Annotated in this window: 18 protein-coding genes and 2 pseudogenes; 15 read left to right on the top strand and 5 right to left on the bottom strand. The window is 61.7% G+C overall.

The annotated features are described in order from the left end of the window. The first annotated feature begins 21 nt into the window (after nucleotides 1-21). Nucleotides 22-1563 (top strand): exodeoxyribonuclease VII large subunit, encoded by a 1542-nt coding sequence (gene xseA, locus ACERZ8_RS19215; protein ID WP_407593771.1) that lies wholly within the window; start codon nucleotides 22-24, stop codon nucleotides 1561-1563. Between the two features lie 3 nt (nucleotides 1564-1566). On the opposite strand, the gene ACERZ8_RS19210 is transcribed toward xseA, so the two are convergent. Then, the gene (locus ACERZ8_RS19210) at nucleotides 1567-1962 is read right to left on the bottom strand and encodes a hypothetical protein (protein ID WP_407593770.1); all 396 of its coding nucleotides are present in this window, start codon (nucleotides 1960-1962) and stop codon (nucleotides 1567-1569) included. Between the two features lie 50 nt (nucleotides 1963-2012). Continuing rightward, nucleotides 2013-3050: an alkane 1-monooxygenase gene (locus tag ACERZ8_RS19205; RefSeq protein WP_407593769.1), complete on the bottom strand. Its 1038-nt coding sequence runs from the start codon at nucleotides 3048-3050 to the stop codon at nucleotides 2013-2015. Between the two features lie 213 nt (nucleotides 3051-3263). Between ACERZ8_RS19205 and ACERZ8_RS19200 the strand changes: the two genes are divergently transcribed. From ACERZ8_RS19200 to ACERZ8_RS19185, 4 genes are all read left to right on the top strand, one after another. Then, nucleotides 3264-4958, top strand: coding sequence for an NAD(P)H-dependent oxidoreductase subunit E (locus ACERZ8_RS19200; protein WP_407593768.1), 1695 nt, complete (start codon nucleotides 3264-3266; stop codon nucleotides 4956-4958). Between the two features lie 275 nt (nucleotides 4959-5233). After that, nucleotides 5234-6607 (top strand): signal recognition particle-docking protein FtsY, encoded by a 1374-nt coding sequence (gene ftsY, locus ACERZ8_RS19195; RefSeq protein WP_407593767.1) that lies wholly within the window; start codon nucleotides 5234-5236, stop codon nucleotides 6605-6607. Between the two features lie 97 nt (nucleotides 6608-6704). After that, nucleotides 6705-7607: an EamA family transporter gene (locus ACERZ8_RS19190; protein ID WP_407593766.1), complete on the top strand. Its 903-nt coding sequence runs from the start codon at nucleotides 6705-6707 to the stop codon at nucleotides 7605-7607. An 11-nt stretch (nucleotides 7608-7618) separates the two neighbouring features. After that, entirely contained in the window at nucleotides 7619-8239 is a 621-nt protein-coding gene (locus tag ACERZ8_RS19185) for an inner membrane-spanning protein YciB (protein ID WP_407593765.1), read from the top strand. A 54-nt stretch (nucleotides 8240-8293) separates the two neighbouring features. On the opposite strand, the gene folE2 is transcribed toward ACERZ8_RS19185, so the two are convergent. After that, nucleotides 8294-9397, bottom strand: coding sequence for a GTP cyclohydrolase FolE2 (folE2, locus tag ACERZ8_RS19180; RefSeq protein WP_407593764.1), 1104 nt, complete (start codon nucleotides 9395-9397; stop codon nucleotides 8294-8296). 154 nt (nucleotides 9398-9551) lie between these two features. After that, complete coding sequence (metZ, locus tag ACERZ8_RS19175) at nucleotides 9552-10739, bottom strand: O-succinylhomoserine sulfhydrylase (RefSeq protein ID WP_407593762.1); 1188 nt, start codon at nucleotides 10737-10739, stop codon at nucleotides 9552-9554. A gap of 294 nt (nucleotides 10740-11033) precedes the next feature. On the opposite strand from metZ, the gene ACERZ8_RS19170 reads away from it, so the two are divergent. The 5 genes and pseudogenes from ACERZ8_RS19170 to ACERZ8_RS19150 all read left to right on the top strand — a co-directional run bounded on the left by ACERZ8_RS19170 (nucleotide 11034) and on the right by ACERZ8_RS19150 (nucleotide 16222). Next, nucleotides 11034-11972 carry a DUF726 domain-containing protein gene (locus ACERZ8_RS19170; RefSeq protein ID WP_407593761.1) on the top strand — a complete coding sequence of 313 codons (939 nt, stop codon included), beginning with the start codon at nucleotides 11034-11036 and terminating at the stop codon, nucleotides 11970-11972. A gap of 27 nt (nucleotides 11973-11999) precedes the next feature. Continuing rightward, nucleotides 12000-12692: a glutathione S-transferase N-terminal domain-containing protein gene (locus ACERZ8_RS19165; RefSeq protein WP_407593760.1), complete on the top strand. Its 693-nt coding sequence runs from the start codon at nucleotides 12000-12002 to the stop codon at nucleotides 12690-12692. 149 nt (nucleotides 12693-12841) lie between these two features. After that, entirely contained in the window at nucleotides 12842-13069 is a 228-nt protein-coding gene (locus tag ACERZ8_RS19160) for a hypothetical protein (RefSeq protein ID WP_407593759.1), read from the top strand. A 95-nt stretch (nucleotides 13070-13164) separates the two neighbouring features. Further along, nucleotides 13165-14613: a TrkH family potassium uptake protein gene (locus ACERZ8_RS19155; protein WP_407593758.1), complete on the top strand. Its 1449-nt coding sequence runs from the start codon at nucleotides 13165-13167 to the stop codon at nucleotides 14611-14613. Nucleotides 14614-14646: 33 nt separating this feature from the next. Next, nucleotides 14647-16222: pseudogene (locus tag ACERZ8_RS19150) on the top strand (thiamine pyrophosphate-binding protein). A gap of 61 nt (nucleotides 16223-16283) precedes the next feature. Here the strand turns inward: ACERZ8_RS19150 and ACERZ8_RS19145 are convergent. After that, the gene (locus ACERZ8_RS19145) at nucleotides 16284-18014 is read right to left on the bottom strand and encodes a serine protease (protein WP_407593757.1); all 1731 of its coding nucleotides are present in this window, start codon (nucleotides 18012-18014) and stop codon (nucleotides 16284-16286) included. A 203-nt stretch (nucleotides 18015-18217) separates the two neighbouring features. On the opposite strand from ACERZ8_RS19145, the gene ACERZ8_RS19140 reads away from it, so the two are divergent. The 5 genes and pseudogenes from ACERZ8_RS19140 to ACERZ8_RS19120 all read left to right on the top strand — a co-directional run bounded on the left by ACERZ8_RS19140 (nucleotide 18218) and on the right by ACERZ8_RS19120 (nucleotide 24947). After that, nucleotides 18218-19159, top strand: a complete 942-nt coding sequence (locus tag ACERZ8_RS19140; protein WP_407593756.1) for a glycine--tRNA ligase subunit alpha — start codon at nucleotides 18218-18220, stop codon at nucleotides 19157-19159. Next, the gene (locus ACERZ8_RS19135) at nucleotides 19156-19515 is read left to right on the top strand and encodes a VOC family protein (RefSeq protein WP_407593755.1); all 360 of its coding nucleotides are present in this window, start codon (nucleotides 19156-19158) and stop codon (nucleotides 19513-19515) included. The genes ACERZ8_RS19140 and ACERZ8_RS19135 overlap by 4 nt, the downstream gene beginning before the upstream one ends. Further along, a complete protein-coding gene (locus ACERZ8_RS19130; RefSeq protein ID WP_407593754.1) occupies nucleotides 19512-20042 on the top strand; it encodes a DUF6446 family protein in 531 nt (176 codons plus the stop codon). Before ACERZ8_RS19135 ends, ACERZ8_RS19130 begins: the two co-directional genes overlap by 4 nt. Beyond that, nucleotides 20042-22251, top strand: a pseudogene (glyS, locus tag ACERZ8_RS19125) (glycine--tRNA ligase subunit beta). Before ACERZ8_RS19130 ends, glyS begins: the two are co-directional and overlap by 1 nt. A gap of 125 nt (nucleotides 22252-22376) precedes the next feature. Continuing rightward, a complete protein-coding gene (locus ACERZ8_RS19120; protein ID WP_407593753.1) occupies nucleotides 22377-24947 on the top strand; it encodes a putative PEP-binding protein in 2571 nt (856 codons plus the stop codon). The last annotated feature ends 64 nt before the right edge of the window (nucleotides 24948-25011 follow it).

Here is a 25011-nt window from a genome sequence, read left to right as displayed (position 1 = left end):
AGCGCTGCACAAGGATGGCCCATGGACCTTCTCGATGATCCGGTTCCCGGTTCGAATACGCCCGAATTTTCCGTGTCCGAGATCGCGGGCCGTGTCAAAAAGCTGATCGAGGGCGAATTGGGATGGGTCCGGATCAAGGGCGAGGTCGGACGCGTCGTGCTGGCGCGTTCAGGGCACCTTTACTTCGATCTCAAGGATGACCGCAACGTGTTGTCCTGCATGACATGGAAAGGGCAGGTGAGCGACCTTGGCACCATGCCCGAAGAGGGGATGGAGGTGGTCGCCGAGGGGCGTATGACCGCGTCCGGGTTTCAGTCCAAGTTTTCGCTGAACGCACAGCGCATCGCCATTGCGGGCGAGGGTGCGCTGATGGCGCTGCTGGAAAAGCGCAAGAAGGCGCTTGCCGCCGAAGGGTTGTTTGATGCGTCGCGCAAGAAACCGCTGCCCTATCTGCCCGAGGTGATCGGGGTTGTGACCTCGCCGCAAGGGGCGGTGATCCGCGACATTCTTCATCGTCTGCGTGACCGGTTCCCGCGCAAGGTGCTGATCTGGCCGGTGGCGGTGCAGGGGGCGGCCTGTGCGCCGGAAGTAGCCCGCGCGATTGCCGGGTTCAATGCCCTGACGCCCGGCGGTTCGATGCCGCGTCCCGATCTGTTGATTGTGGCGCGCGGCGGTGGATCGGTTGAGGATCTGTGGGGGTTCAACGAAGAAGCCGTTGCCCGCGCCGCCGCAGCCTCGGAGATTCCGCTGATTTCTGCGGTGGGCCATGAAACCGACACCACGCTGATTGATTTCGTGTCCGATCAGCGCGCCCCAACCCCGACAGCTGCGGCCGAAATGGCGGTCCCGGTACGGCACGAGTTGGCGGCGTGGGTCGAACAGGCGGGCGGACGGATGGCCTCATCGCTCAGTTCCGGCGTGTTGCGCCGATCGCAGCGCTTGCGCGATCTGGCGCGCGCGTTGCCGCGGCCTGACGCTTTGGTCGAAGGACCGCGACAGCGCCTTGATGTGCTGGGGGACAGGCTTGGGCCCGCGTTGATCGCCGGAGTTCAGCGCCGTCGTGTGCGGTTGTCGGATGTCGCGGGCAGCCTGCGCCCGACGGTCCTGACCCGGCAGGTGCGCAGCGAACGCCAGCGACTAAACGCCGTCTCGGACCGGCTTGCGCCAGCACTGGGCCGTATCGCCGCGCGTCGGCGCGAACAGTTGGAGGCCCGCGCTGCGCGTTTTGCGCCGCGCCTGCTTGCGCAGGATGTCGATCAGGCCAAAGTCCGGTTTAACACCATCACCGCGCGTCTGCAGGCCACAGGCACGCGCCAGATCGAACGGTTGCGTCAGCGGCTGGATGGCATGGACCGCCTGCGCGAGACGTTGAGTTACAAGGCGACGCTGGCGCGCGGATATGCGGTGGTGCGCGGTGACGGAGAGATCGTGACAACCAAGGCAGCGGCTGAGGCCGCCTCCGGGTTGGAGGTCGAATTTGCCGATGGGCGTCTGAAGCTGGGGGGAGGCACCAGTGTCCGCAAGGCCAAGGGAAAACCGCCGGAACAGGGGTCTTTGTTCTAGCGGTCAGACCCCGATTTTGGGTCCGTAGCAGATCATTTCTTCGCCTACATCCTGCGCCTCGTAAAGCTCTTCGCTTTCGGCGTTGTTCTCGAAATTGGCGATCAGCCCGCGCGGTCCTTTTTCGAAGGTCCAGCATTGCGGCTCGATCCGGTCTTCGTAGACGAAACAGATGTTGGTGCCTTCGTTGTACCAATACCCTTCCTTGCATTCGCCATCGAGGAAGGACCACGTGACGCGCCGGTTTTCGTGATATATTTCAGCACCATAGGGCGCACCTGCCCGACCGTAATACAGGGTTTTTCCCGTGACGTAGGCTTCGAATTCGGCCGCCGACATGGGGGACGCCATCGCGGAGGCGGCAGAGGATACAAGGGCAAGCACAGACAACAGATAACGCATGGCGCCACCTTGGCAGAGCCGGACGTGGCGCACCAGTCGCAAGCGCGTGATCATGGGGCCAATGGCTCCAATTCGCTGATCTGTGGGTCTGCGCGTCCGCGCCATGCGGCCACCCGCTTGTCCATGATGCGTCGCCAGATCGGCGGCACTAGTGCGATCACGGCCATGACGGGCAGGGATTGGGGCAACATGGGCATTGTTTGCGCGTCCAGATCAAGCCGGGGAAATGCCTGCGCAGGCTGCGTGTGGTGTGCCGAATGGCGCGGCGCATTCAGCATCATCGCGGAAGAATACCAGTGCGGCGCGTTCCACGAATGCTGCGGTCCCATGGGCTCGCGCCGCCCGTCGCTGCGCACGGCCCGCTCCAGCCCGTAATGCTGCACATAGTCGGACAGCATCAACTGGGTTTGGGCATATACGGCAATGGCAATCAGCCCGATCACCCCGGCCATCTCGCCCAAGGCGTAGGCGGCTAGCAGCGTCAGCACGGCACCTGTCACGTAGGCCAGATAGGGTGCGGGCCAGCGCCGACCGCCATGGCGCTGGCGTTCGGCCCGCAGCCCGGCGCGAAAACTGCCCGCCCAAGTGCGAGGCAGGTAGGTCCAAAATCCTTCCCCGCGCCGCGCGGTCGCGGGGTCTTTTGGCGTGGCGGCATGGACGTGATGCACAAGCCGGTGCGCACTGGTGTGGTGCCCGAACAGCAGGCTGGCATAGTTCGCAGCCCCCAGCCGAAACGCCCAGCGTTCGGGGCGATGGATCAATTCATGTGCGTTCGAATTGGATATCTGGCCGAAATAGAGGCCACATCCGATCACAATCAGCACTTTGTCCAGCAGCGGCAGTGGCCCGTTCATCGCCCAGGCCGCAGCGCCCAGCAGAACAAAGTGCACCACCCCGAGCAGAAGCGACAATGCGTGCCCGTCGCCTTCGCCGGTTGGTGCCATCCGCCCGATTTTGTCGAGGCCAAAGACGAGGACCGTGATGGCGGCAATTGCGCTGCCTGCCCAAAGACCGCCATGGACAAAAGCCACAAGCAGCAATGCAGCGGGCGTCAGCGTCGCAACGGCAAAGGGCAACAGACGGACCATCAAACAGAATCACTCCAAATCTCGTGCGCGCACGCTAACACAGCCCGCTTGGTCCCGCCTTAGCCGCAATGCCGCAGCCGCCCGCCCGTGTCCCATGCGCGCCACAGTGAGGTGCATCGGCGCGGTATTTGCGCCGTGACGGGTCGCTTTTGGGCTGATTGCGGGGACGTCGCGCTGATACTGTCACCACAAATCGGGCAAGGGGAGTGCGGCATGGCGCTGGATCAAGCGGAAAAAGGCAAAGGTGTCTGGAAGTCCGGCAAGGGCAAGGGCCGGGTGCGCCCAAAGGGGCGCGCATTGGAAGATCAGCCACGGGAAGAGGTGCGCAACCTGCTCGGCGATCAGCCGCGCCGTGCTGATCTGCTCATCGAATTCCTGCATCTGATTCAGGACAAATACGGCCACCTGAGTGCCGCCCATCTGCGCGCGCTGGCCGAAGAAATGCGGATGAGCATGGCCGAAGTCTACGAGGTCGCGACGTTCTACGCGCATTTTGACGTGGTGAAGGAAGGTGAGACGCCGCCGCCTGCCTTGACCATCCGGGTGTGCGACTCGCTCAGCTGCGAACTGGCGGGTGCACAGGCGCTGAAAGCTGCACTTGAGGACGGCCTTGATGCCAGCGAGGTCCGCGTGCTGCGTGCGCCCTGTATGGGCCGTTGCGACACTGCACCGACGCTGGAACTGGGCCACAACCATATCGACAACGCCACACCGGAAAAGGTGCACGCCGCCATCGCCGCAGGCGACACGCACGCCCATGTGCCTGACTATGAAACGCTTGATGCCTACATGGCCGAAGGTGGCTACGGCGCGCTGAAAGACTTGCGCGCAAATGGCGACTGGCAGGAGGTGCAGGCCCGGATCAAAGAGAGCAGCTTGCGCGGATTGGGCGGCGCCGGTTTCCCGTCCGGCACCAAATGGGGCTTTGTCCGAGGCAATGCAGGCCCACGCTATCTGGCCGTGAACGGAGACGAGGGCGAGCCCGGAACATTCAAGGATCGCTACTACTTGGAGCGTGTTCCTCACCTTTTTCTTGAAGGCATGTTGATCGCCGCATGGGCCGTCGAGGCCGAGCGTTGCTATATCTACATGCGCGACGAGTACCCCGCCGTGCTCAACATTCTGGCGCGGGAAATCAAAGCGCTGGAAGCCGCAGGCATCGTTGAGGCCGGTTACATCGACCTGCGCCGGGGTGCGGGCGCCTACATCTGCGGCGAAGAATCCGCGATGATCGAAAGCATCGAAGGCAAGCGCGGCATGCCCCGTCACCGCCCGCCTTATGTGGCCGCCGTTGGCATTTTCGGTCAGCCCACGCTGGTGCACAATGTCGAAACCCTGCACTGGATCGCACGCATCTGTCGCGAAGGGCCTGAGGTGCTGAACGTCACGGAAAAGAACGGACGCAAGGGTTTGCGAAGCTATTCCGTGTCAGGCCGTGTGGCCAAGCCGGGGGTCTATCTGCTGCCCGCAGGGTCAACCATCACCGACATCATTGCCGAAGCGGGCGGCATGGCCGAGGGCCACGTGTTCAAGGCCTACCAGCCCGGCGGTCCGTCTTCAGGGCTGTTGCCCGCGACGATGGACGACATCCCGCTTGATTTCGACACGCTCCAGCCCCATGGCACCTTCATCGGTTCGGCGGCGGTTGTCGTCCTGTCCGATCAGGACCGCGCGCGCGATGCAGCCCTCAACATGTTGCGGTTTTTCGAGGATGAAAGCTGTGGCCAGTGCACGCCCTGTCGGGTGGGCTGTGAAAAGGCGGTCAAGCTGATGCAGGCGGACAGCTGGGATCAGGGATTGCTGGGTGAGTTGTGCACGGCGATGACAGATGCGTCGATCTGTGGTCTGGGGCAGGCGGCCCCGAACCCGATCAAACTGGTGATGCAGCATTTTCCTGACGAAGTTTGACTTGGGGCTCCATCCTTTGTGCTCAGTTCAGTAGGTCAGTCGCGTAGACACCCTGGTACCGGCGCTTGGCGTGCAGATATTGAGACGTTAGAGATTAGCGTAATTGGGTCAGACTGGCTTAGCCTGGGCAGATATGCGAGCTTCTTGCGCCTTGCTGCGCCCATCGACAGCGTCCCTGAAAGCATTTTGCAGATCTAGGCACCTGCTGCGGAGGCCTTCCATCTGGCGGCGATAGGTCTTAGGTGGTTCCAACCACTGCGATAAGGCGTGCGGGAATGGCATTTTTCAAAAAGCTCAAGGATCGGCTGTTCAAATCCTCGTCCAAACTGGACGAAGGGCTAGAGGCGATTGTCGAGGACGGCGGTGTCGAAGAGGCAGCGGAACCTGCGCAGGCGCCGGATCAGGAATTGCCCACGCAACCCGCTGAAACACCTGAACCCGAAATCCCCGCCGTGCCGGAACCTGCGCCCGAGATACAGCCAGACCCCGAGCCTGCGCCGACACCTGAACCCATGCCGGAACCAGAGCCGGAACAGATACCCACACCGGAGCCCGTGCCAATTCCAGAACCGGAGCAAACGCCAGAACCCGATCTGGTGCCCATCGAAATTCCCACTCCAAACCCGGTGCCGGTCGAGATACCCACACGCGCCCCGGACGTTGTGCCAACGCCGGAGCCCACACAGGTTCCAACTCCGGCGGACCCGAACCCGCCTGCCACGGCGCTCAGCGATCCAACGCCGGTTCCAACACCTCAATCGCGCGGTATCCTTGGCCGTTTGCTGGGGCGCAAGGATGCAGCGCCCGTCCTGCGCCGCGAGCTTGATGACGACATGCTCGAACAGCTCGAAGAGTTGCTGATCGCTGCCGACATGGGCGTTGATACGGCCCTGCGCGTGACGGCGAACATGGCCGAAGGACGGATGGGCAAGAAGCTTTCCGTGCGCGAAATCAAAGAGTTAATGGCGGGCGAAATTGCGCAGATCATGGAACCGGTCGCAAAACCCTTGCCGATCTACCCCCAAACCCCGCAAGTGGTTCTGGTGGTGGGTGTGAACGGGTCGGGCAAGACCACGACCATCGGTAAACTCGCCAGTCAGTTTCGTGCGGCTGGAAAGTCAGTGGTGATCGCGGCGGGGGATACGTTCCGCGCGGCTGCCGTTGAACAGTTGCAAGTCTGGGGTGAGCGGGCGGGCGTGCCTGTTTTGACCGCGCCCGAAGGGTCGGACCCGGCAAGCCTGTCGTTTGAGGCGATGACCAAGGCGCAGGACGAGGGCGCTGATCTGCTCATGATCGACACTGCTGGCCGCCTGCAAAACCGTGGTGATCTGATGGAGGAACTGGCCAAGATCGTGCGCGTCATCCGCAAGAAAGATCCAAGTGCTCCGCACAACACGCTGCTGGTGCTGGACGCCACGACCGGGCAGAACGCGCTCAATCAGGTCAAAGTGTTTCAGGAGGTGTCGGATGTCTCGGGCCTTGTGATGACGAAACTCGACGGTACTGCCAAGGGTGGCGTTCTGGTCGCACTGGCCGACAAGTTCGGCCTGCCGATCCACGCGATTGGCGTGGGCGAGCAGATCGACGATCTGCAAGCCTTTGACCCCGAAGATTTCGCCGCAGCGCTGACTGGCCTTGAGGCGGAATGATCCTGATCTCTTCTGACCGGAAATACCACGGAGAGAGGCCGCAGGGCGGAGGGCTGGCCCCACATCCCCGCCCGCCGCAGGCACAGACCGCACGGTCATGACGGACTGGCTGATCAGCATTGAGGGAACGGAAACGGGGCACACAGTTGCGCTCAGCCTCGCCCTGCTGGCGGCCTTCCTGCACGCGGTTTTCGGCGCGTTGCAAAAGGGGCGGCATGATCCGTGGCTGACCCGCGGGGCAATAGATGCCTCCTACGGGCTGATGGCGGCCCCGTTTGCGCTGTTCGTCGTGCCGTGGCCCGAGGCGCATATGTGGCCGATCTTTGCCACTGTCTTCGTCATCCACGTGGTCTACAAGGTGCTGCAGGCCTGGGCTTATACCAAGGGGGCCTACACGGTCGTTTACCCTGTGGTGCGGGGCACGGGTCCTCTCTTCACGGTCATCGGGGCCTATTATCTGTTCGGAGAGGTGTTCACGCTCACCCAATGGCTGGGCGTTGCCGTGCTGCTTGCAGGCATCTTCGGCCTTGCGCTTTACAACCTGATGTTCCTGACGTCCGAGCGGGACACGCTCAACGCCGCCCTTGGGCTGGCAGTGGTCACCGGGTTGTTTGTAGCACTTTACACGACCTACGACGCCTACGGCATCCGTGCGACGGCAAACCCATTCACGTTTTTGGCGTGGTTCTTCATGATTGACGGGATATTCATGCCGCCCATTGCCTACATGCGCTGGAAACGCATGGACAATCCACCCGCGCTGCCACCCCTTGCCTTGCGCGGTGTCATTGGCGGTGTGGTCGCGTTCCTCAGCTTTGGGTCGGTCATGATGGCCACACGGCTCGACAAGGTGGGCGAGGCGGCGGTGCTGCGCGAAACATCCACCGTCTTTGCCGCCATTATCGGTTGGCTGGTCCTCAAAGAAACGGTAGGACCGCGCAGAATTGCGCTGATGGCCCTGATCGCGCTGGGCGCGGTGATCGTGGAAATGGGCGGATAACGAGGTGAGACATGAGTGAAGCACGCGACATCAATCCGATCCTGAAACAGGTTCTGGAACTCGGGCCTCCCATCGTCTTTTTCCTGATCTATCTGCGCATCCGGGATGAAACCTACGTCTGGGGTGGGACAGAGTATTCCGGTTTCATTGTCGCCACGCTGATCTTTGTGCCGATCCTGCTGATCGCCATGGGCGTGCTGTGGGCCATGACGGGCAAGCTGTCACGCATGCAGATTTTCACCGCTTTCATGGTGATCTTTTTCGGTGGCCTGACCGCGTGGTTCAATGACGAACGGTTCTTCAAGATGAAGACGTCGATTGTCTACGGCGTGTTTGCGCTGCTCTTGGGCATTGGCCTTTTGCGTGGCCAAAGCTGGCTGGCCTATGTGCTCAACGACGCGATGCCGATGCGCCATGAGGGGTGGATGATCCTGACGCGTCGTTTGTGCGCCATGTTTGCAGGGCTTGCCGTGGCCAATGAGGTGATCTGGCGCACCATGTCCACCGATGCCTGGGTCAAGATCGAAACCTTTGGTTTTCCCATTGCGCTGGTGGCGTTCCTGTTCTGGCAGATCCACGCGCTGCAATCCTACCTCATCGAAGAGGGCGACCCGCCGGAGGCGCGGCAATAGCTACGCCTCAAGCGCTTCGCGGAGATGTAAGGCGTAGGTGTCCTGCGCCCCGCCTCAGCCGACGTGGAATAGGGTTGCGAACATGCGCGGGTCGATGCTGTCGCTGGCGAAGGTTTCGCCTTCGGTCAGGACCGACACCGCGTCATGGCTGTGTAGGCTTTCCTGATGGCTGGCCACCACCCGGAAATCGCCGATCCGCACGTCTGCCAGCAGTTGCTCGCAGAACAGGCGCGCCGCATCTTCGACAAAGATCGGATTTGCTGCGTTCAACTCGGCAAAGGCCTGTTCATCCTCGCGCTTGACCATCACTTGTGTCTCGGTTGGCACCGCACGGCGGCAGGCCTCGATCAGATCCTCGAACCACAGGCACTGCGCATCTTCGTCCAACACGACGGACACCCGCGCGACAGAGCGCTGCGAATGCGGCGTGGCCAACTGGCCGCGTGTGGCGCGGGCATGTTCGGACAGTTCCAGCGAACAGGGGCAGGTTGACGAATAGACATAATCCAGGTGCATGATCTTTTTGCGCACACCGGCCTTTTCGACCAGTTCCAGCGCAATGTCATAATACTGGTAACCCGACAGGCCCGAGCGCAGCGAGTCGACTTTCATCGGGAACGAAAACCGCATCTGGATGCGCGCATCAAAGCTTTCGAGGTCGGATTTGTAATCGTCCAGTGCCGCCTCGATCACTTCAAAGCTGAAGGTTTCCTCGGCATATTTGTAGAACGACCGCATGATCCGGGACATGTTGATGCCCTTCTTGTCGGCCTCAAGGCTGACAGTGCCGGTCACGGAGGTTTCAAGCGTCAGCGCATCGCCCGCGCGGGTTTGGACCCGCAGGGGAAGGCGAAAATTCGAAATGCCCACATGCTGGATTTGCTGCTTGGCCCCGCGGATCAGGCTGGAAGGGCCGTTCTGCAAGTCGGGCAGCGTGTCTTTGTAGCCCTCATTGATTGTGAAATCTGTCGGATAGTCCCGCTCGAACGACGGGTAATCCACGGCGTCAGAACCGGGCACAAGACGCGCGACGGAGGGGTCCAGTTCCAGAATGTCGGTTGCTGTGGCTGATTTGGCCCAGCGGCGCAGCACGTTCAGTGCGGCTTCGGCCTCGTCGCGTTCGGGTATTGCGGTAATGTCGGGCGTATGAATGTTCATAGAAGTAGCCCCCTTTCTGTCTTGTGTGGAGAGGCATGTAAGCCGCCCGCCCCCATTGTCCAATAGTGCTAACGATTACGTGCGTCGTTGCAACATGGATGACAATAAGGCGGGCGCCGCGCCGATGAGGGGCAGTTTACGCCACGCGCAAGCATTATTGCGCCTGATCAAGGGCTTGCCGAATGTCCGCGATCAGATCACTCGCATCTTCAAGCCCCACGGACATACGCACCAGTCCGGGCGTGATGCCCAATGCGTCTTTTTGATCCTGCGGCAGGCGCTGATGCGTTGTCGTCGCCGGGTGGGTGAGGATTGATTTGGCATCCCCGAGGTTGTTCGAGATCACCGGGATTGTCAGCGCGTTGAGGAATTTGAACGCCGCCGCCTGACCGTCTTTCAAATCAATGGACAGGACCGTGCCGCCCTTGCCATCCATTTGTGCACCGACCAGCGCATGCTGCGCGTGGCTGGGATGGCCGGGATAAATCACGCGGGTCAGCGCACTGTGCCCTTGCAGGGCGTCCGCCAGCGCGAGGGCAGAGGCCGCTTGCGCGCGCACCCGCAAATCCAGCGTTTCAAGCCCTTTCAGCATCACCCAGGCAGTGAACGGCGACATGGAGCCGCCTGTATGCTTCATGTAGGGTTCCACCGTTTTGCGGATGAAATCGCGCGTGCCAAGGATGATCCCACCCAGCGCGCGCCCCTGTCCGTCGATATGTTTGGTGGCCGAATAGATCACCACATCCGCGCCTTGCTGAATGGCGTTGGAAAAGACCGGCGTTGCAAACACGTTGTCCACCAGAACTGTCGCCCCGGCCGCATGGGCAAGGTCGGATACCGCGGCGATATCGATCACTTCGAGCGTTGGGTTCGAGATGGATTCAAAGAAAACCGCGGTCGTGCCCGGTGTGATCGCAGCACGCCACTGGTCCAGATCGGTACCGTCGACAAAAACGACCTCGACCCCGTAGCGGGTCAGGATGTCTTCGAGCACGTAAAGGCACGAGCCGAACAATGCGCGCGAGGATACGACGCGATCGCCAGCCTTGAGCATGGACGTCAACGCACCGGACACCGCCGCCATGCCGCTGGCCGTGGCAAAGCCATCTTCAGCCCCTTCCAGCATGGCAATACGCTCTTCGAACATCGCGACCGTGGGGTTGCCATATCGGGCATAGATGAATTCATCTTCACCGGCGGCCTCGAACCGCTGCGCGGCGGCCTCGGCACTGTCATAGACAAACCCTTGGGTGAGAAAGATCGCCTCGCTCACTTCGCCATACTGACTGCGGCGTGTGCCGCCATGCACGGCGCGGGTGCGGGGGTTCCAGTTGTCTCTCATGAGCATTGCTCCATCTTCGGCGGGCCTGAAATGGGGGTCAGGCCACAAAAAAACCCCAAACGCTCAGTCAAGCGAAAGGGGGCTTTCATCCTGACCTTTTAGCGGAGTTTTCCAGCCAGCCTTGGTGTCAAAGCGCTGGGGTGGCCCGCAATCCGGTAACAAATCGCCACGCGGTTTGAGTACGGCCAGAAGTGCCGCAGGTCAACAGCGTCACGGTGCTGTAACCTTAAATTCATCTCTGCGTCATATGTCTGATCCATAGCAGCCCCACTAGATGTGGTAGGAGGTGCTGAAATGCCGATCCTGAGACTGAATGCAGGACCCGATGGGCTCGCATTGCACGGCTCGCCCGCCGCCGCTGTGCCTGTGATCCGGGGTGCCGCCGACGGGGCAGGGCCGGTGATCGTTCTGATCCACGGTTTCAAATACGATCCTGCCGACACGACCTGCTCGCCGCACACCCTGATCTTTGGCACGGCACCGCATCATCACAAACCCGGAAACGTGCAATGGCTGCGCCATCTCGGCTTTGGCACCGGGGATGCGGACGAAGGACTCGCCATCGCCTTTGGCTGGCGCGCGCGCGGCAATCTGTGGCGGGCAGAGCGTTCGGCCCGCGCCGCAGGGCGCCATCTGGCGAATGTGATCACCCTGATCCGTCACCGTGCCCCTGACCGGCCCATCCACGTGATCAGCCATTCCATGGGGTCCGAAGTCATCTTTGAGGCCCTGAACGCCCTGCCACCACACGCCATTCAGCGCATCATCACCCTGTCGGGTGCGACCTATGCCAGTCGCGCCATGTCCGCGATGCAAAGCGGCGCGGGGCAGACCGCCGAATTGTTCAACGTGACCAGCCGCGAAAACGATGTGTTCGACTTCATGTATGAACGGCTGACCGCCCCTCCGCTGCGTGGTGACCGTGCGATGGGCAACGGGGTTGATCTGCCCAATGCAGTGAACATCCAGCTCGATTGTCCGCGCACGCTGGCGGCCCTCACCCGTTTCGGGGGGCATATCGCGGCCCCGTGTCGACGGATGTGCCACTGGTCAGGTTACACGCGCCCGGGCGTTCTGCGGTTTTATGGCCAGGCGCTGCGCCACCCCGAATGCGTGCGGCTGGAGGATATGCGGCAGGTCCTGCCCGGGTTGCCTGCACCGCGCTGGTCACGGATGTTTGCGCGCCCATCCTTTGCGCTGGCCTTGCCCATGGCACAGAAAACCGCATCATGACCCCCTCACAAAACGGGGGATGTGCAGATGATCGACCTTTATTTCTGGCCCACGCCAAACGGCTGGAAAGTGTCCATCGCGCTTGAGGAGTTCGGGCTGCCATACACCACCCATCTGGTCGATATCGGCAACGGAGATCAGCACAAGCCCGCGTTTCTGGAAATTTCCCCCAACAACCGGATGCCCGCGATCATTGACGCGGACGGGCCGGACGGTGCGCCCATTTCAATCTTTGAATCCGGGGCCATCCTGCAATACCTCGCGCGCAAGACCGGCAAATTTGGTGGTTCGACGGAACGGGCGCGGATCGCGGTGGACCAGTGGTTGATGTGGCAGATGGGCGGGGTCGGGCCAATGGCGGGGCAGGCGCATCACTTCTTGAAATACGCACCCCAAATGGGCCACGACATTGCCTATGCCAAGGATCGTTACCGCGCCGAAACCGCACGGCTTTACGGGGTGCTCGACCGCCAACTGGCCAAACATGAATACGTGGCCGGAGACTATTCGATTGCCGATATGGCGATCTGGCCATGGGCGTCCCTTTGGGAAGGGCAGCAACAGACGCTGGAGGACAAACCGCACATGGCCCGTTGGCTGGAGGCGGTGGGCGCGCGCCCCGCAGTACAGGCCGGCCGCGCGCTGCACGCAGACAAGCGCAAGACCGAACATGATCAGAAAGGGCAGGATGCCCTGTTTCGCCAAAAGAACCAAAACTGATAAGCGCGTCGATTTTTATATAGCATTTCAAACAGCTTACCCGCTGTCCGCAACCCGGCTATGCAGGATCGGCAATGGTATTCGGCACCGCGCCGCCCTATTTTTGAGCCATCGGGAGGATCAAAACCCTAACCCATACGAGGTATCCGATGGCTTACGTCACACACGCCCATAACACCGCATTTTCCAACATCCGCGCCAGCGTCACACGCTTTTTTGCCGGTGTCGGTCGCGCGATGATCGTTTCGTCTTCTGCCGAGGCGCGCCTGCGCAAGGTCGAGGCACTGAATGCGAAAACTGATGCAGAACTGGCCGCGATGAACCTGCGCCGCGAAGACATTCCGGCCTTTGTGTTCCGCGACCTGATGCACATCTGACAAACACGCAAAATCGCGGGCTCTTTGTTGCTTGCGGGCTGGCACTGCCGCGTGCTGCTTGACACCCCGCGCGCCGCGCTTCAACGCTGGGCGCAATGTTAGACTTGCGCCCTGTTGGATACGTGATCGGACTGCTTGTCGCGATGCTTGGCACCGCGATGATGGTGCCGATGGTGATGGATATCGCGGATGGCAACGGCCATTGGGCGGTCTTTGCCGAAAGCGGCATCATCACCTTCGTGATTGGCGGGGTGATCGCGCTGAGTTGTTCCAACAGCGTCAAGGAAGGCCTGACGATCCAGCAGACCTTTCTTCTGACCACGGGCGTCTGGCTGGCGCTGCCCATCTTCGGGGCCTTGCCCTTCTATCTGGGCGCGACCGAGGCCCGCTTTGTCGATGCGTTTTTCGAGGCGATGTCGGGGCTGACAACCACTGGCTCCACCGTCTTTTCCGGGCTTGAAGCGCTGCCGCGCGGCCTGTTGCTGTGGCGCGGTATCCTGCAATGGCTGGGGGGCATCGGCATCATTGTTGTCGCGATGGTGTTCCTGCCCGAACTGCGGGTTGGGGGCATGCAGATTTTCCGCACCGAAGGGTTTGATACCTTTGGCAAAATCCTGCCTCGCGCGACCGAGATTGCCAGCCGCATTTCGGTCATCTATGTCGGTCTGTCGCTGATCTGCGCCCTCGCTTACGTCTCCGCCGGGATGGGTCCATTCGATGCGGTGGTGCATGCCATGACGACAATCGCGACGGGAGGATTTGCCAACTACGACGCCTCCTTTGCCGCCTTCGGGGCGCCGGTGTCTTACGTGGCCTGCCTGTTCATGATCATGGCCGCCCTGCCGTTTGTGCGCTTTGTGCAACTGAGTGCGGGGACCGCACGCCCCCTGCTGCGGGACACGCAGATCCACGTTTTTCTCATCACCGCCTTTGTCATTGCCGCCCTCATCACCGGCTGGAACCTGTTGCAGGCCAATGCCAGTGGCGAAGAGGCCCTGCGCTTTGCGCTGTTCAATTCGGTGTCGCTGATGACAGGCACGGGCTATGCCAATGCAGATTACGGCCAGTGGGGCAGTTTCGCGATTGCAGTGCTGTTTTTCACCGGCCTGATCGGCGGCTGCGCGGGCTCGACCGCCTGTTCGATCAAGGTGTTCCGCTATCAGCTTTTGTTTGCCTCGATCAAATCGCAACTCCAGAAAACCCGCAGCCCCCACGGCATTTTTACGCCGCGCTATGCCGGGCGGCCCGTGGGCGATGATGTCCTGAACTCGGTCATGTCGTTTTTCATGTTTTTCACAGTGACCTTGGGCTTGCTGTCAGTGGCGCTGGCGATGACGGGTCTTGATTTTGTGACCTCGCTGTCGGGCGCGGCCACGGCACTTGCCAATGTCGGCCCCGGCTTTGGCAGTGAAATCGGGCCTGCGGGCAACTTCGCGGGCCTCAACGACACGGCCAAATGGCTGCTTGCCACTGCGATGCTGATCGGGCGGCTTGAGTTGATGGCCGTCTACGTCATTTTCACTGTCGGTTTCTGGAGAGCCTGAATGCAGCGTCCCCTTGGTGCCCAAATCTCGCACATGCTCAAGGATCGCGGGGTCGATGTGATCTTTGGCATTCCGGGCGTGCACAATCAGGAAATGTATCGCGGCATCGAAGAGGCCGGGATTACCCATGTGCTGGCGCGTCACGAACAGGGGGCGGGGTTCATGGCCGATGGCTATGCGCGCGCGACCGGCAAGCCGGGGGTGGCTTACGTGATCACGGGGCCGGGGCTGTGCAACATCATGACGCCGATGGGGCAGGCCTATTCGGATTCGGTGCCTTTGCTGGTGATTTCAAGCTGCCTGGACGAGACAGCGGCGCGGCGCGGGCAATTGCACCAGATGAAGGATCAGCGCGGCGCGGCAGCGACGGTCTGTGACTGGTCAGAAGAGGCGCGGAGTGCCGAAGCGGCTTATGCGCTCATTGATCGCGCTCTGGTCGAGTTCGAAACCACGCGCCCGCGCAGCAAGCATATTCAGGTGCCCATTGCTTTGCTCGAAGGTCTTGCGCCTGACGCGCCACGCACCCCGTCCGCCGACACGGTGCGTCCGTCCTTTACATCGGGCGGAGAGGCGGACCACATACGCAACCTGCTGATCAAGGCAGAGCGCCCACTTGTGATCTTCGGCGGAGGTATGGTGGGTGATCCGAACAGCCGGAAAACAGCCGATTGGATCAGGGGATTTCTTGAGATCACGCAGGCTGCGTCCTTTGTCACCTATGCCGGGCGCGGTCTGGTCGCGCCGGATCAGCCCCTGCACTTTGGCGCCGGGCTGTCGCGCGCGGGCAGTCAGGACATCCTCGCCTCAAGCGATCTGGTCATCGCATTTGGTACCGAGCTGGCCGAGGTGGACCTGTGGCGCAGTCAGCTGGGTCACACCGCGCATTTCGTGCGCGTAGATTGCGACCCAGAGGTTGTGCAGGACAGTCATCGGGCCAGCGAGGGCTTTATTGCGGATGCGCCCGCAATGCTGCGCAGCCTGGCCAATCGTCAACGCGTCAAACCGATGAGCAGCCAATGGTCCCAAACGGAGATCGCTAGCACGCGCGCCCGCTGGCGCGCTGAGATCGACGCAGTACGCCCGGGCATCGTTCCTGTCTGCGATGCCCTGCGCGACGCCGTCCCGCCCGACACCATGATCTATTCCGACATGACCCAACTGGCCTATACCGCCAAGGAAGTCTGGGACATGGACCGCCCCGGGCACTGGCACCACCCCACAGGCTTTGGCACGCTGGGATATGCAACACCGGCAGCCATCGGCGGGGCTGTGGCGCGCAAGGGCCTGCCCACCATGGCGATCATCGGGGATTACGGGTTCCACTATACCATGGCCGAACTGGGCGTCGCGGTGGAACTGGGCCTGCCGATCCCAATCATCCTGTGGGACAATGCCAAGCTGGGCGAGATCGAGGATCTCGATGGTGCGCGCCCAGATCGCGCCCAACGCGGTGGTCGCGCGCAACCCGGATTTCTGCAAACTGGCCGAAGCTTTCGAGGCTTACTCAGCCGCACCGCAAACGCTGACAGAGATGCAAGAGACGGTCAAAGCCGCCTTCGCAGCAGACGGCCCAACCCTGATCTACCTCACCCCTGCGATCAGCGCTTAGGTTCCTTCTGATCAGAAATACCAAGAGGGAAGCGCGGCAACGCCCCCATTGCCCCGGTTTTCTAATCCCAGCAGCTGACCAGCACGGTCATACCGGTGGCCTCACCGGTGAGATCCACCGGGTCGATGGGTGTCGCACTGTCTGTCCCGGCAGCGGCCATGCCCGCCTGTTCCAGCACACCCTGCAAGGCACCTCGGTCGAGCGCAAAGCGCACGCCTTGCGGCAAGGCCCGGCCCGATTGGGCCTCAGGGAGCAACATGCCCAAGACACCGCCGCCCGCGTCCAGCACGGGTCCGCCCGCGTCGCCGGGCAGGGTGCCCATCTCGATCCGCAGAACGTCCTGTTCACCGCCCAGGCCGCGCACATCGCTGAGTGTGCCAAAGGTCATCGAAGGCGCGCCCAGCACCCCCTCAAAGCTGTAGCCTGAGGTTGCGACCTCCGATTGCAGGCGCGGTGTAACATCGCTGAACCGGGCCACGGCCAGCGGTGCCAGATCGGTTGTGGGTGTCAGAACCGCGACGCCGCGCGCATCATCCACGAGGGCCACATCGGCCTCTGTCACCTCGTCCAGCGTCACCCGCCCGCAAGAGCCGACAACTTCGGAGGTTGTGATGACAGTCCCGCGGCGGTCCACGAAAAAGCCCGAGCGTGACAGGCGCGGTTTGCGCACCTCAAGGCCAGACACAAGATCAATGGCTTGTTCTTCGGTGGTCGCGCTGGGCGGGATGACACCGGCAAGACGCTCAAAGCTTTTGTCCATCGCGGCCATCAGGCGCGTGCGCCGTTCTTCATCGCCTGCGGGCCAGATCAGGGTAAAGCCCTTGATCTGCCCGTCCTGCAACGTGACCCGGGTTTCGGAGACACGGGTGGCGTCCTCACCCACCAGCACGAAGGAGCGATCACTGCGCTCACGCGGCCCATCCAGCGGCACAATGTCGAGGGTCTGCATGATGTCATAAAGACCAAACAGCGTGGACTGGTCGCCCGCCTGCGAGATCAGCAGGACGCGCGCGTCGATAGCACCCGCCTTGGTGTAATGGGCAAAGGGGTATTCGTATTTCTCGAAAGCAACGACATCCATGGGCAGCATCATTTCGATGCCCGCCGTGTCGTCACGCACCACTTCCAGCCCCAGACCGTCCAGAACCGCGTTGTAATCGCGCAGCAGAGCGGCCCGCTGACCGGTTGTCAGCACGCCCGTGACCTCAAAGCCTTTCTGTTCCTGCCAGGCCGACATCGCGCCGCGTGTCCCGCGCCCAAAGGCACCGTCGATGGCACCCGGATAGACGCCCGCCCATTTGAGCATCACCTGCAACTCCTCACGTGCGCTGCGGCTCAACAGGCGCTCGCTGCGCTGCGCCTCGGCACGGGTTTCATCCGGAGCGGGTGGGGCAGGCGGTATCACGGCGGGTTCTGCGACCACCGCCTGATCTTCTGGCGTGGCGACAACGGGTGTGTCCACAGGGGCATCGACCACACCGCGATCCAGGACGTTGGCACCGACCGGCCAGAACTGTTGGCGAAAACTGGTGCCAAGGGCGATATAGCTGTCGCGGGGAATGACCCCTTCGTTGCGATAGACGCGCAGCACCTGTTCGGCGTCCTGTCGCGTGTAGGGGCCAAGAGCGATGCCATACCATCCGCCGCCCAGTGCAAATCCGTTCACATCCGGCAGATCGGCGGCATAGATGCGCGCGCGCTCAGAGGCTTCGGTCAGGCTCGGCTGCGCTTCGATCTGTACCCATACCACGTTGTCTTGCGCGATACCTGCACCGCACCACACAAGGATCATCGCCCACGCAAACGCTATCCGTCTGAAAATCACCCGATATCCCCTTTGATGGTCTTGATGCCGTTTTTCCCTAGCGTGCAGAATAAGCAGGAAACCGCGCAATGAAAATGGGGGAATACCCCAAAAAAGAGACGTTGCGCGCAATTGACGTCCCTTTGGGCGGGCCGTAGGAAAGGCGCGCATCCATCAAGGGGCCAAGTGCCATGTCCAACCCGCCCGATACACCCCGCTCGTTTCAGGAAATCATCCTGAGATTGCAGTCTTACTGGGCGTCCAAAGGCTGTGCGATTTTGCAGCCCTATGACATGGAAGTCGGGGCAGGGACGTTCCACCCGGCCACGACGCTGCGTTCGCTCGGCACCCAAGCCTGGGCCGCGGCCTATGTGCAGCCCTCGCGCCGCCCCACCGACGGGCGCTATGGCGAGAACCCGAACCGGCTGCAGCATTACTACCAGTACCAGGTGCTGATCAAACCCAGCCCACCGGATTTGCAAGAGCTCTACCTCGGCTCGCTCGAAGCCATCGGCGTGGACATGGCGCTCCACGACATCCGCTTTGTCGAGGATGATTGGGAAAGCCCGACGCTGGGCGCATGGGGTCTGGGCTGGGAAGTCTGGTGTGACGGTATGGAAGTGTCACAGTTCACCTATTTCCAACAGGTTGGCGGCCACGACTGCCACCCTGTTTCGGGTGAGCTGACCTATGGGCTGGAACGGCTGGCGATGTACATCCTTGGCGTCGATCACGTCATGGACATGCCGTTCAACGATCCGCAAACTCCGATTCCGTTGACCTATGGCGACATCTTCAAACAGACCGAAGAGGAATACGCCCGCTGGAATTTCGACGTGGCCAACACCGACGTGCTGCTCAAACAGTTTGAAGAGGCCGAGGCGGAATGCGAAAAGATCCTTGCACAGGAAAATGTGGACCCCAAGACCGGCAAGCGGATCATCATGGCGCACCCCGCCTATGACCAGTGCATCAAAGCCTCGCACATGTTCAACTTGCTGGACGCGCGCGGCGTGATCTCGGTCACCGAACGGCAGGCCTATATCGGGCGGGTGCGTGCGCTCGCCAAGCAATGCGCTGACGCCTTTGTGCAGACCCGTGCCGGGGGCTGGCAACCGGAGACAGCGGCATGAGCTACACGAACGCCACCCCGGTACTGCGCGTGTCCGACTATCAGCGCGCCCGCGCGTTTTACACCGACATCCTTGGCTTTGAAGTCATGGAAGAGGCTGGCGAGCCGATTGTGGGATTCGGGATATTGCGGGCTGGGGCGGCACAGGTTTTCCTGATGGCTTGGGACGGTCCGGAGGCGGAGTACAAACGCTGGCGCGTCTACCTCTATCCGCAGGATCTGGATGCACGACTGGCACAGATTGCTGAGGCCGGCGGCACGCATACCGGCCCCGTAGTCACCGAATACGGCATGCGCGAGGCCGAAGTTACCGACCCGGATGGCAATGTCATCTGTCTGGGCGAGGACGCGGGATGAGCGGCAAACTGATTGGACTGATCATCTTGATAGGCTCACTGATTGGCGGCATCGCCCTCTACTACCTTCAGGTTTATGGATTCTACGATCCGGTCAGCGCTGACGAGGCCGAGGTGCGTCTTGTCTCGGTCGTATCCGATATGCCCGAACCCATCAGCGTCAACAGCTTCGAGGCAATTGACGCGGACAGTTCTCCGATCCGTTACCGCGCCTGTTTCACCACTGATATGTCGCTGTCTTTGCTGACCGAAACCTTCATCGGGCTTGATGACGTCACACCGCGCAACGCCCCGCACTGGTTTGACTGCTTTGACGCCGAAGCGATTGCCGCAGAACTCGACGCAGGCACCGCCCTGCCGTTTCTGGGCCAGAAGAACGTGGAATTCGGCGTCGACCGGATCGTGGCCATCACCGAGGACGGGCGCGGCTATATCTGGCACGAACTCAACGATTGCGGCGAAAAAGCCTATGACGGGACCATCGTGGGCGAAAAATGCCCGAGACGGCCAAATCTGGAAAATGAATAATGCCTGATCTTCTGATCGAACTCTTCTCCGAAGAAATCCCCGCGCGCATGCAGACCCGTGCAGCGCAGGATCTGCAAAAGCTGGTCACCAACGGTCTGGTCGAGGCGGGGCTGACCTATGCCTCGGCTGCCGCCTTTTCCACGCCGCGCCGTCTGACCCTCACTGTCGAGGGGGTATTGGCCAACTCCCCCACCACACGCGAAGAGCGCAAAGGGCCCAAAGCCGATGCCCCGGAAAAGGCGATCGAAGGGTTCCTGCGCGGCGCGGGTCTGACCCGTGATCAAGTTGAGGAGCGCGACACACCAAAAGGCCCCGTGCTGTTTGCCGTGATCGAAAAACCGGGCCGCCCGGCGGCGGACATCATCGCCGAAGTGCTGGAAGCCACGATCCGCAATTTCCCATGGCCCAAGTCGATGCGCTGGGGGCGGGCAGCCTGCGCTGGGTGCGCCCGCTGCAATCGATCCTGTGCATTCTGTCGGACGAGGCCGGGCACGAGGTCGTGTCCCTGAGCGTCGATGGCATTGCGGCGGGCGATGTCACGCACGGCCATCGCTTCATGGCGCCCGCGCGGATTTCTGTCACGTCTTTCGAGGATTACAGCGCCAAGCTCAAGCGCGCGCACGTGGTTCTGGACGCATCCGAACGGGCCGACGCGATCTGGCAAGAGGCAACAAACAACGCTTTTGCCAGTGGGTTGGAAGTGGTCGAGGATGCGGGCCTGCTGGCCGGAGTTGCAGGTCTGGTCGAATGGCCCGTTGTGCTGATGGGCAGGATTGGCGAGGACTTCCTCGACCTGCCGCCCGAAGTGCTGCAAACTTCGATGAAAGAGCACCAGAAATTCTTCTCTGTGCGCAATCCCAAGACGGGGCGGATCGAACGGTTCATCACGGTCGCCAACCGCGAAACCGCCGACAATGGGGCGACGATCCTCGCAGGCAACGAAAAGGTGCTGAGCGCACGGCTGGCAGACGCAAAATTCTTTTGGGAGAATGACTTGCGCACCGTTCGTGATGTGGGACTTGAAGGCATGGCCAAGCCATTGGCCGACGTCACCTTCCACAACAAGCTGGGCAGTCAGGCCGACCGGGTGGCCCGCATCGAAGCGCTCGCGCGCGAGCTTGCCCCCATGGTCGGTGCAAAACCAGATCTGGCAGCAGAGGCCGCGCGCGTGGCCAAGGCCGATCTGGCTTCGGAAATGGTCTATGAATTCCCGGAATTGCAGGGATTGATGGGGCGGTATTACGCCGCCGCCGCAGGTCACGACGACGGCGTGCCCGAGGCCTGCGAAGAACACTATTCCCCGCTGGGTCCATCCGACGAAGTGCCCACTGGGCCGGTGTCGGTGGCCGTGGCGCTGGCGGACAAGTTGGATACTCTGACTGCCTTTTGGGCGATTAATGAGACGCCTACCGGCAGCAAAGACCCCTATGCGCTACGTCGTGCCGCATTGGGAGTTTCTCGTTTGATTTTGGAGAATAGTATCCGCCTCGCACTGATTGATGACGCAATTGATTTAGCATTCCATCAGATGACGGATCAATTTGACGCACTTGCCGATAGTGCTGAAGATCGAGCCGCTCGAGACTATACAGACCAGACTGGTTTAACGATCGCGCAAGCCAAAGAAAACATGGATGACAGCGTGGAAGTGACGCCTGTACGTTCGGACATTCCGGGCCCCGCAAGTCGCTTGCTGTCTTTCTTCCACGACCGCCTAAAAGTTTACCTCCGCGACCAGGGCATCCGCCACGACATCATCGACGCCTGCATCGCCATGCCCCAGAACGACGACCTCACCCTGCTGGTCAAACGGGCCCAAGCGCTCTCCGAAACGCTCAAAACCGACGACGGCCAAAACCTCATCCAGGGCTTCAAACGCGCCAATAATATCCTCACGCAAGCCGAAGAAGCCGACGGCGTCGAATACTCATACGGCGCAGACCCCAAATTCGCCGAAACCGACGAAGAACGCGCGCTGTTTGCGGCCCTCGACGCCGCCGAGGCGCAAATCACCCCCGCCATGGCGACCGAGGACTTCACCACAGCCATGTCCGCCATGGCATCTCTGCGCACGCCCATCGACGCTTTTTTCGAGGCCACGCAGATCAACACCGACAACCAGACCCTGCGGCGCAACCGGCTCAACCTGCTCAGCCGCGTCCGCACCCTGTGTCTCTCGGTCGCGGACCTGACCAGAATCGAAGGCTGATCCGGACTTCATCTCGCCAGAAAAACTCCGGGGGAGGCGCGTCAGCGCCGGGGGGCAGAGCCCCCAACCCGCCCGCCGCAGGCGCAGCCGATCCGCGCCCTCTTGTCACATCAAGTTTACACTCTATGCTGCGCCGCGAGAGGAACGCCGCAGTGCAGAATAATCCCGATACGACCCTCGTGACCACCGATGCGCCGATCACCACGGCCACCCATGGGGGGCGTGCAAAATGCCTGCAACGACTGGCGCGATTGGCCCTGCCTGTCCCGACAACCGTGGCGCTGTCCTTCAATGCGGTGCACCACATTGCCAGCGGCCATTTGCCCGACATCGACGCCATCCTGCGACAGTTCCCGCAAGACGCGCTCTTGTGCGTGCGCCCGTCTTCCGAAGACCCCGATTGGGGCGGGCCGTCGGCCATCCTCAACATCGGCATGAACGATGCCCGCTACGAAATCCTGTGCGGCACCCTCGGGCCCGGCTCTGCCGCGGCACTGTTCACCCGCTTTGTCCAAAGCTACGCGATCCACGTGGACCGTCTGGACCCGGATATGTTTGACGACATCACCGGCGAAGGTCCGGCGGCCCTCGCCGAAGTCCTCAAGGCTTATGAGGCCGAAACCGAAACGCCGTTCCCCGCCACCCGCGCTGAACAACTGGCCGGCGTGCTCAAATCCATGGCCCGCGCGTGGGAGGGCACATCCGCCCGCCTGTTGCGTCAGGCCAAGGGTGCGCCGCTGGATGCGGGCCTTGGCCTCGTTGTGCAGCAGATGGCCTTTGGCGTCGGGCAGGGCGAAAGCGGGTCGGGTGTGCTGCAACTGGTGTCCTCCAAAACGGGGATGCCGCAGATCACCGGGCGCTACCTGCGCCAAAGCCAGGGCCGCGATGCGCTGGCACGTGACGCCGACAGCCTCTACATCAGCCGCGATCCCCGCGGTGCGTCGCTGGAAGAAACCGTGCCGGACTGTTTTGCCCAACTGGTCGATCATGCCAAGTTGATGCGCGAAAAGCTGCGCGAAGAGATGCAGGTCGAATTTGCCATTGAAAACGGTCAGTTGCGTATTCTTGACGGTGTGCGGGTTTCCCGCTCGTCTCGTGCAACGGTGCGCATCGCGGTGCAACTGGCACGTGACGGGATCATTCCGCGCGAAGAGGCATTGATGCGCATCGAACCCAATGCGCTCAACGAATTGCTGCACCGCCAGATCGACCGGCACGCCAAACGTGAACTGCTTGGCTCCGGCATTGCCGCCAGCCCGGGGGCTGCGACGGGCAAACTGGTGTTTTCGGCGAATGAGGCGCAGGCCAGTGCTGCGCGGGACGAGGACTGTATCCTTGTGCGCCGCGAAACCTCGCCCGAAGACATCCGTGGCATGCACGCAGCCAAGGCCGTGATCACCGAACGCGGCGGCATCACCAGCCATGCGGCGGTGATCGGTCGTGGCATTGGTCTGCCCTGTGTTGTCGGGGTCAGCGACATCCGGTTTCAGACCCGCAAAGGGCAGTTGGTCACCAAGGATGGCCGCGTCATTCCAGCAGGCGAAGTCGTTACAGTAGATGGCACCAACGGCACCATCCTGCTGGGCGCGACAGAGATGCAAGAGGCCGCTTTGGATGACGCATTTCAGGATTTGATGGAGTGGGCGGATGCCGCGCGCGACATCGACATCCGCGCCAATGCCGACACCCCCGCAGACGCGCAGACTGCGCGCAACTTTGCCGCCCAAGGCATCGGCCTATGCCGCACGGAGCACATGTTCTTCGAGGCGGGCCGCCTGACGGTCATGCGCGAGATGATCTTTGCCGAATCCGGCGATGACCGGCGGGCCGTCTTGCAACGTCTGCTGCCTATGCAGCGCACTGATTTTATTCAGCTGTTCGAGATCATGGAGGGTCAGCCGGTCTGTATCCGCCTGTTTGATCCGCCCTTGCACGAATTCCTGCCCACGGACCGCACGGGTCAAAGCGAATTGGCCGACGCTCTTGATCTGCCGCTGTCAGACGTGACGCGCCGGATCGAGGCGATGATGGAATACAATCCCATGCTTGGCCTGCGCGGCGTGCGGCTTGGCGTGACTGTGCCGGAAATCTACGAAATGCAGGCGCGCGCCATCTTTCAGGCCGCCGTTTTTGCCAGCCGCGACAAGGCACCGGTCGTGCCTGAAATCATGATCCCGCTGGTCAGTGCCAAGCGCGAAGTCGAACTGGTGCGCACCAATGTCGATGCCATTGCGGCTGCTGTGACGGCGGAAACCGGTGTCGATTTCACCTATCGCCTCGGGGTGATGGTGGAAACGCCGCGTGCGGCCCTGCGTGCAGGTGACATCGCGCAGCATTGCAGCTTTCTCAGCTTCGGCACCAACGACCTCACGCAGATGACATACGGTCTCAGCCGCGATGATGCGGGGCGGTTCATGTCGGACTATGTGCGTCAAGAGGTGTTCGTTGAAGACCCGTTTCACTCGCTCGACATCGACGGGGTGGGCGAGTTGCTCAAACTCGGCTCTGAGCGGGGACGGGCGTCGCGCCCCGACATCACCCTGTCGATTTGCGGCGAACATGGCGGCAACCCCGAATCAATTGCCTTTTGTCGTGATGCGGGTTTTGACTATGTTTCCTGTTCCCCGTTTCGCGTGCCAGTGGCCCGGCTCGCTGCGGCGCAATTGGCGATCTCCAGTCAGATTGCTCAGCAATAACAGGTATTTGCGGCGTGCGTGTGGGCCCCAAAAACCACCGCAAAAGTCCGACGGCAGGGCGCAT

The organism is Tateyamaria armeniaca (assembly GCF_045797845.1).
Taxonomy (GTDB): Bacteria; Pseudomonadota; Alphaproteobacteria; order Rhodobacterales; family Rhodobacteraceae; genus Tateyamaria; species Tateyamaria armeniaca.
Note: the sequence above shows the minus strand (reverse complement) of the source record. Positions and strands in the feature narration are given on the sequence as shown.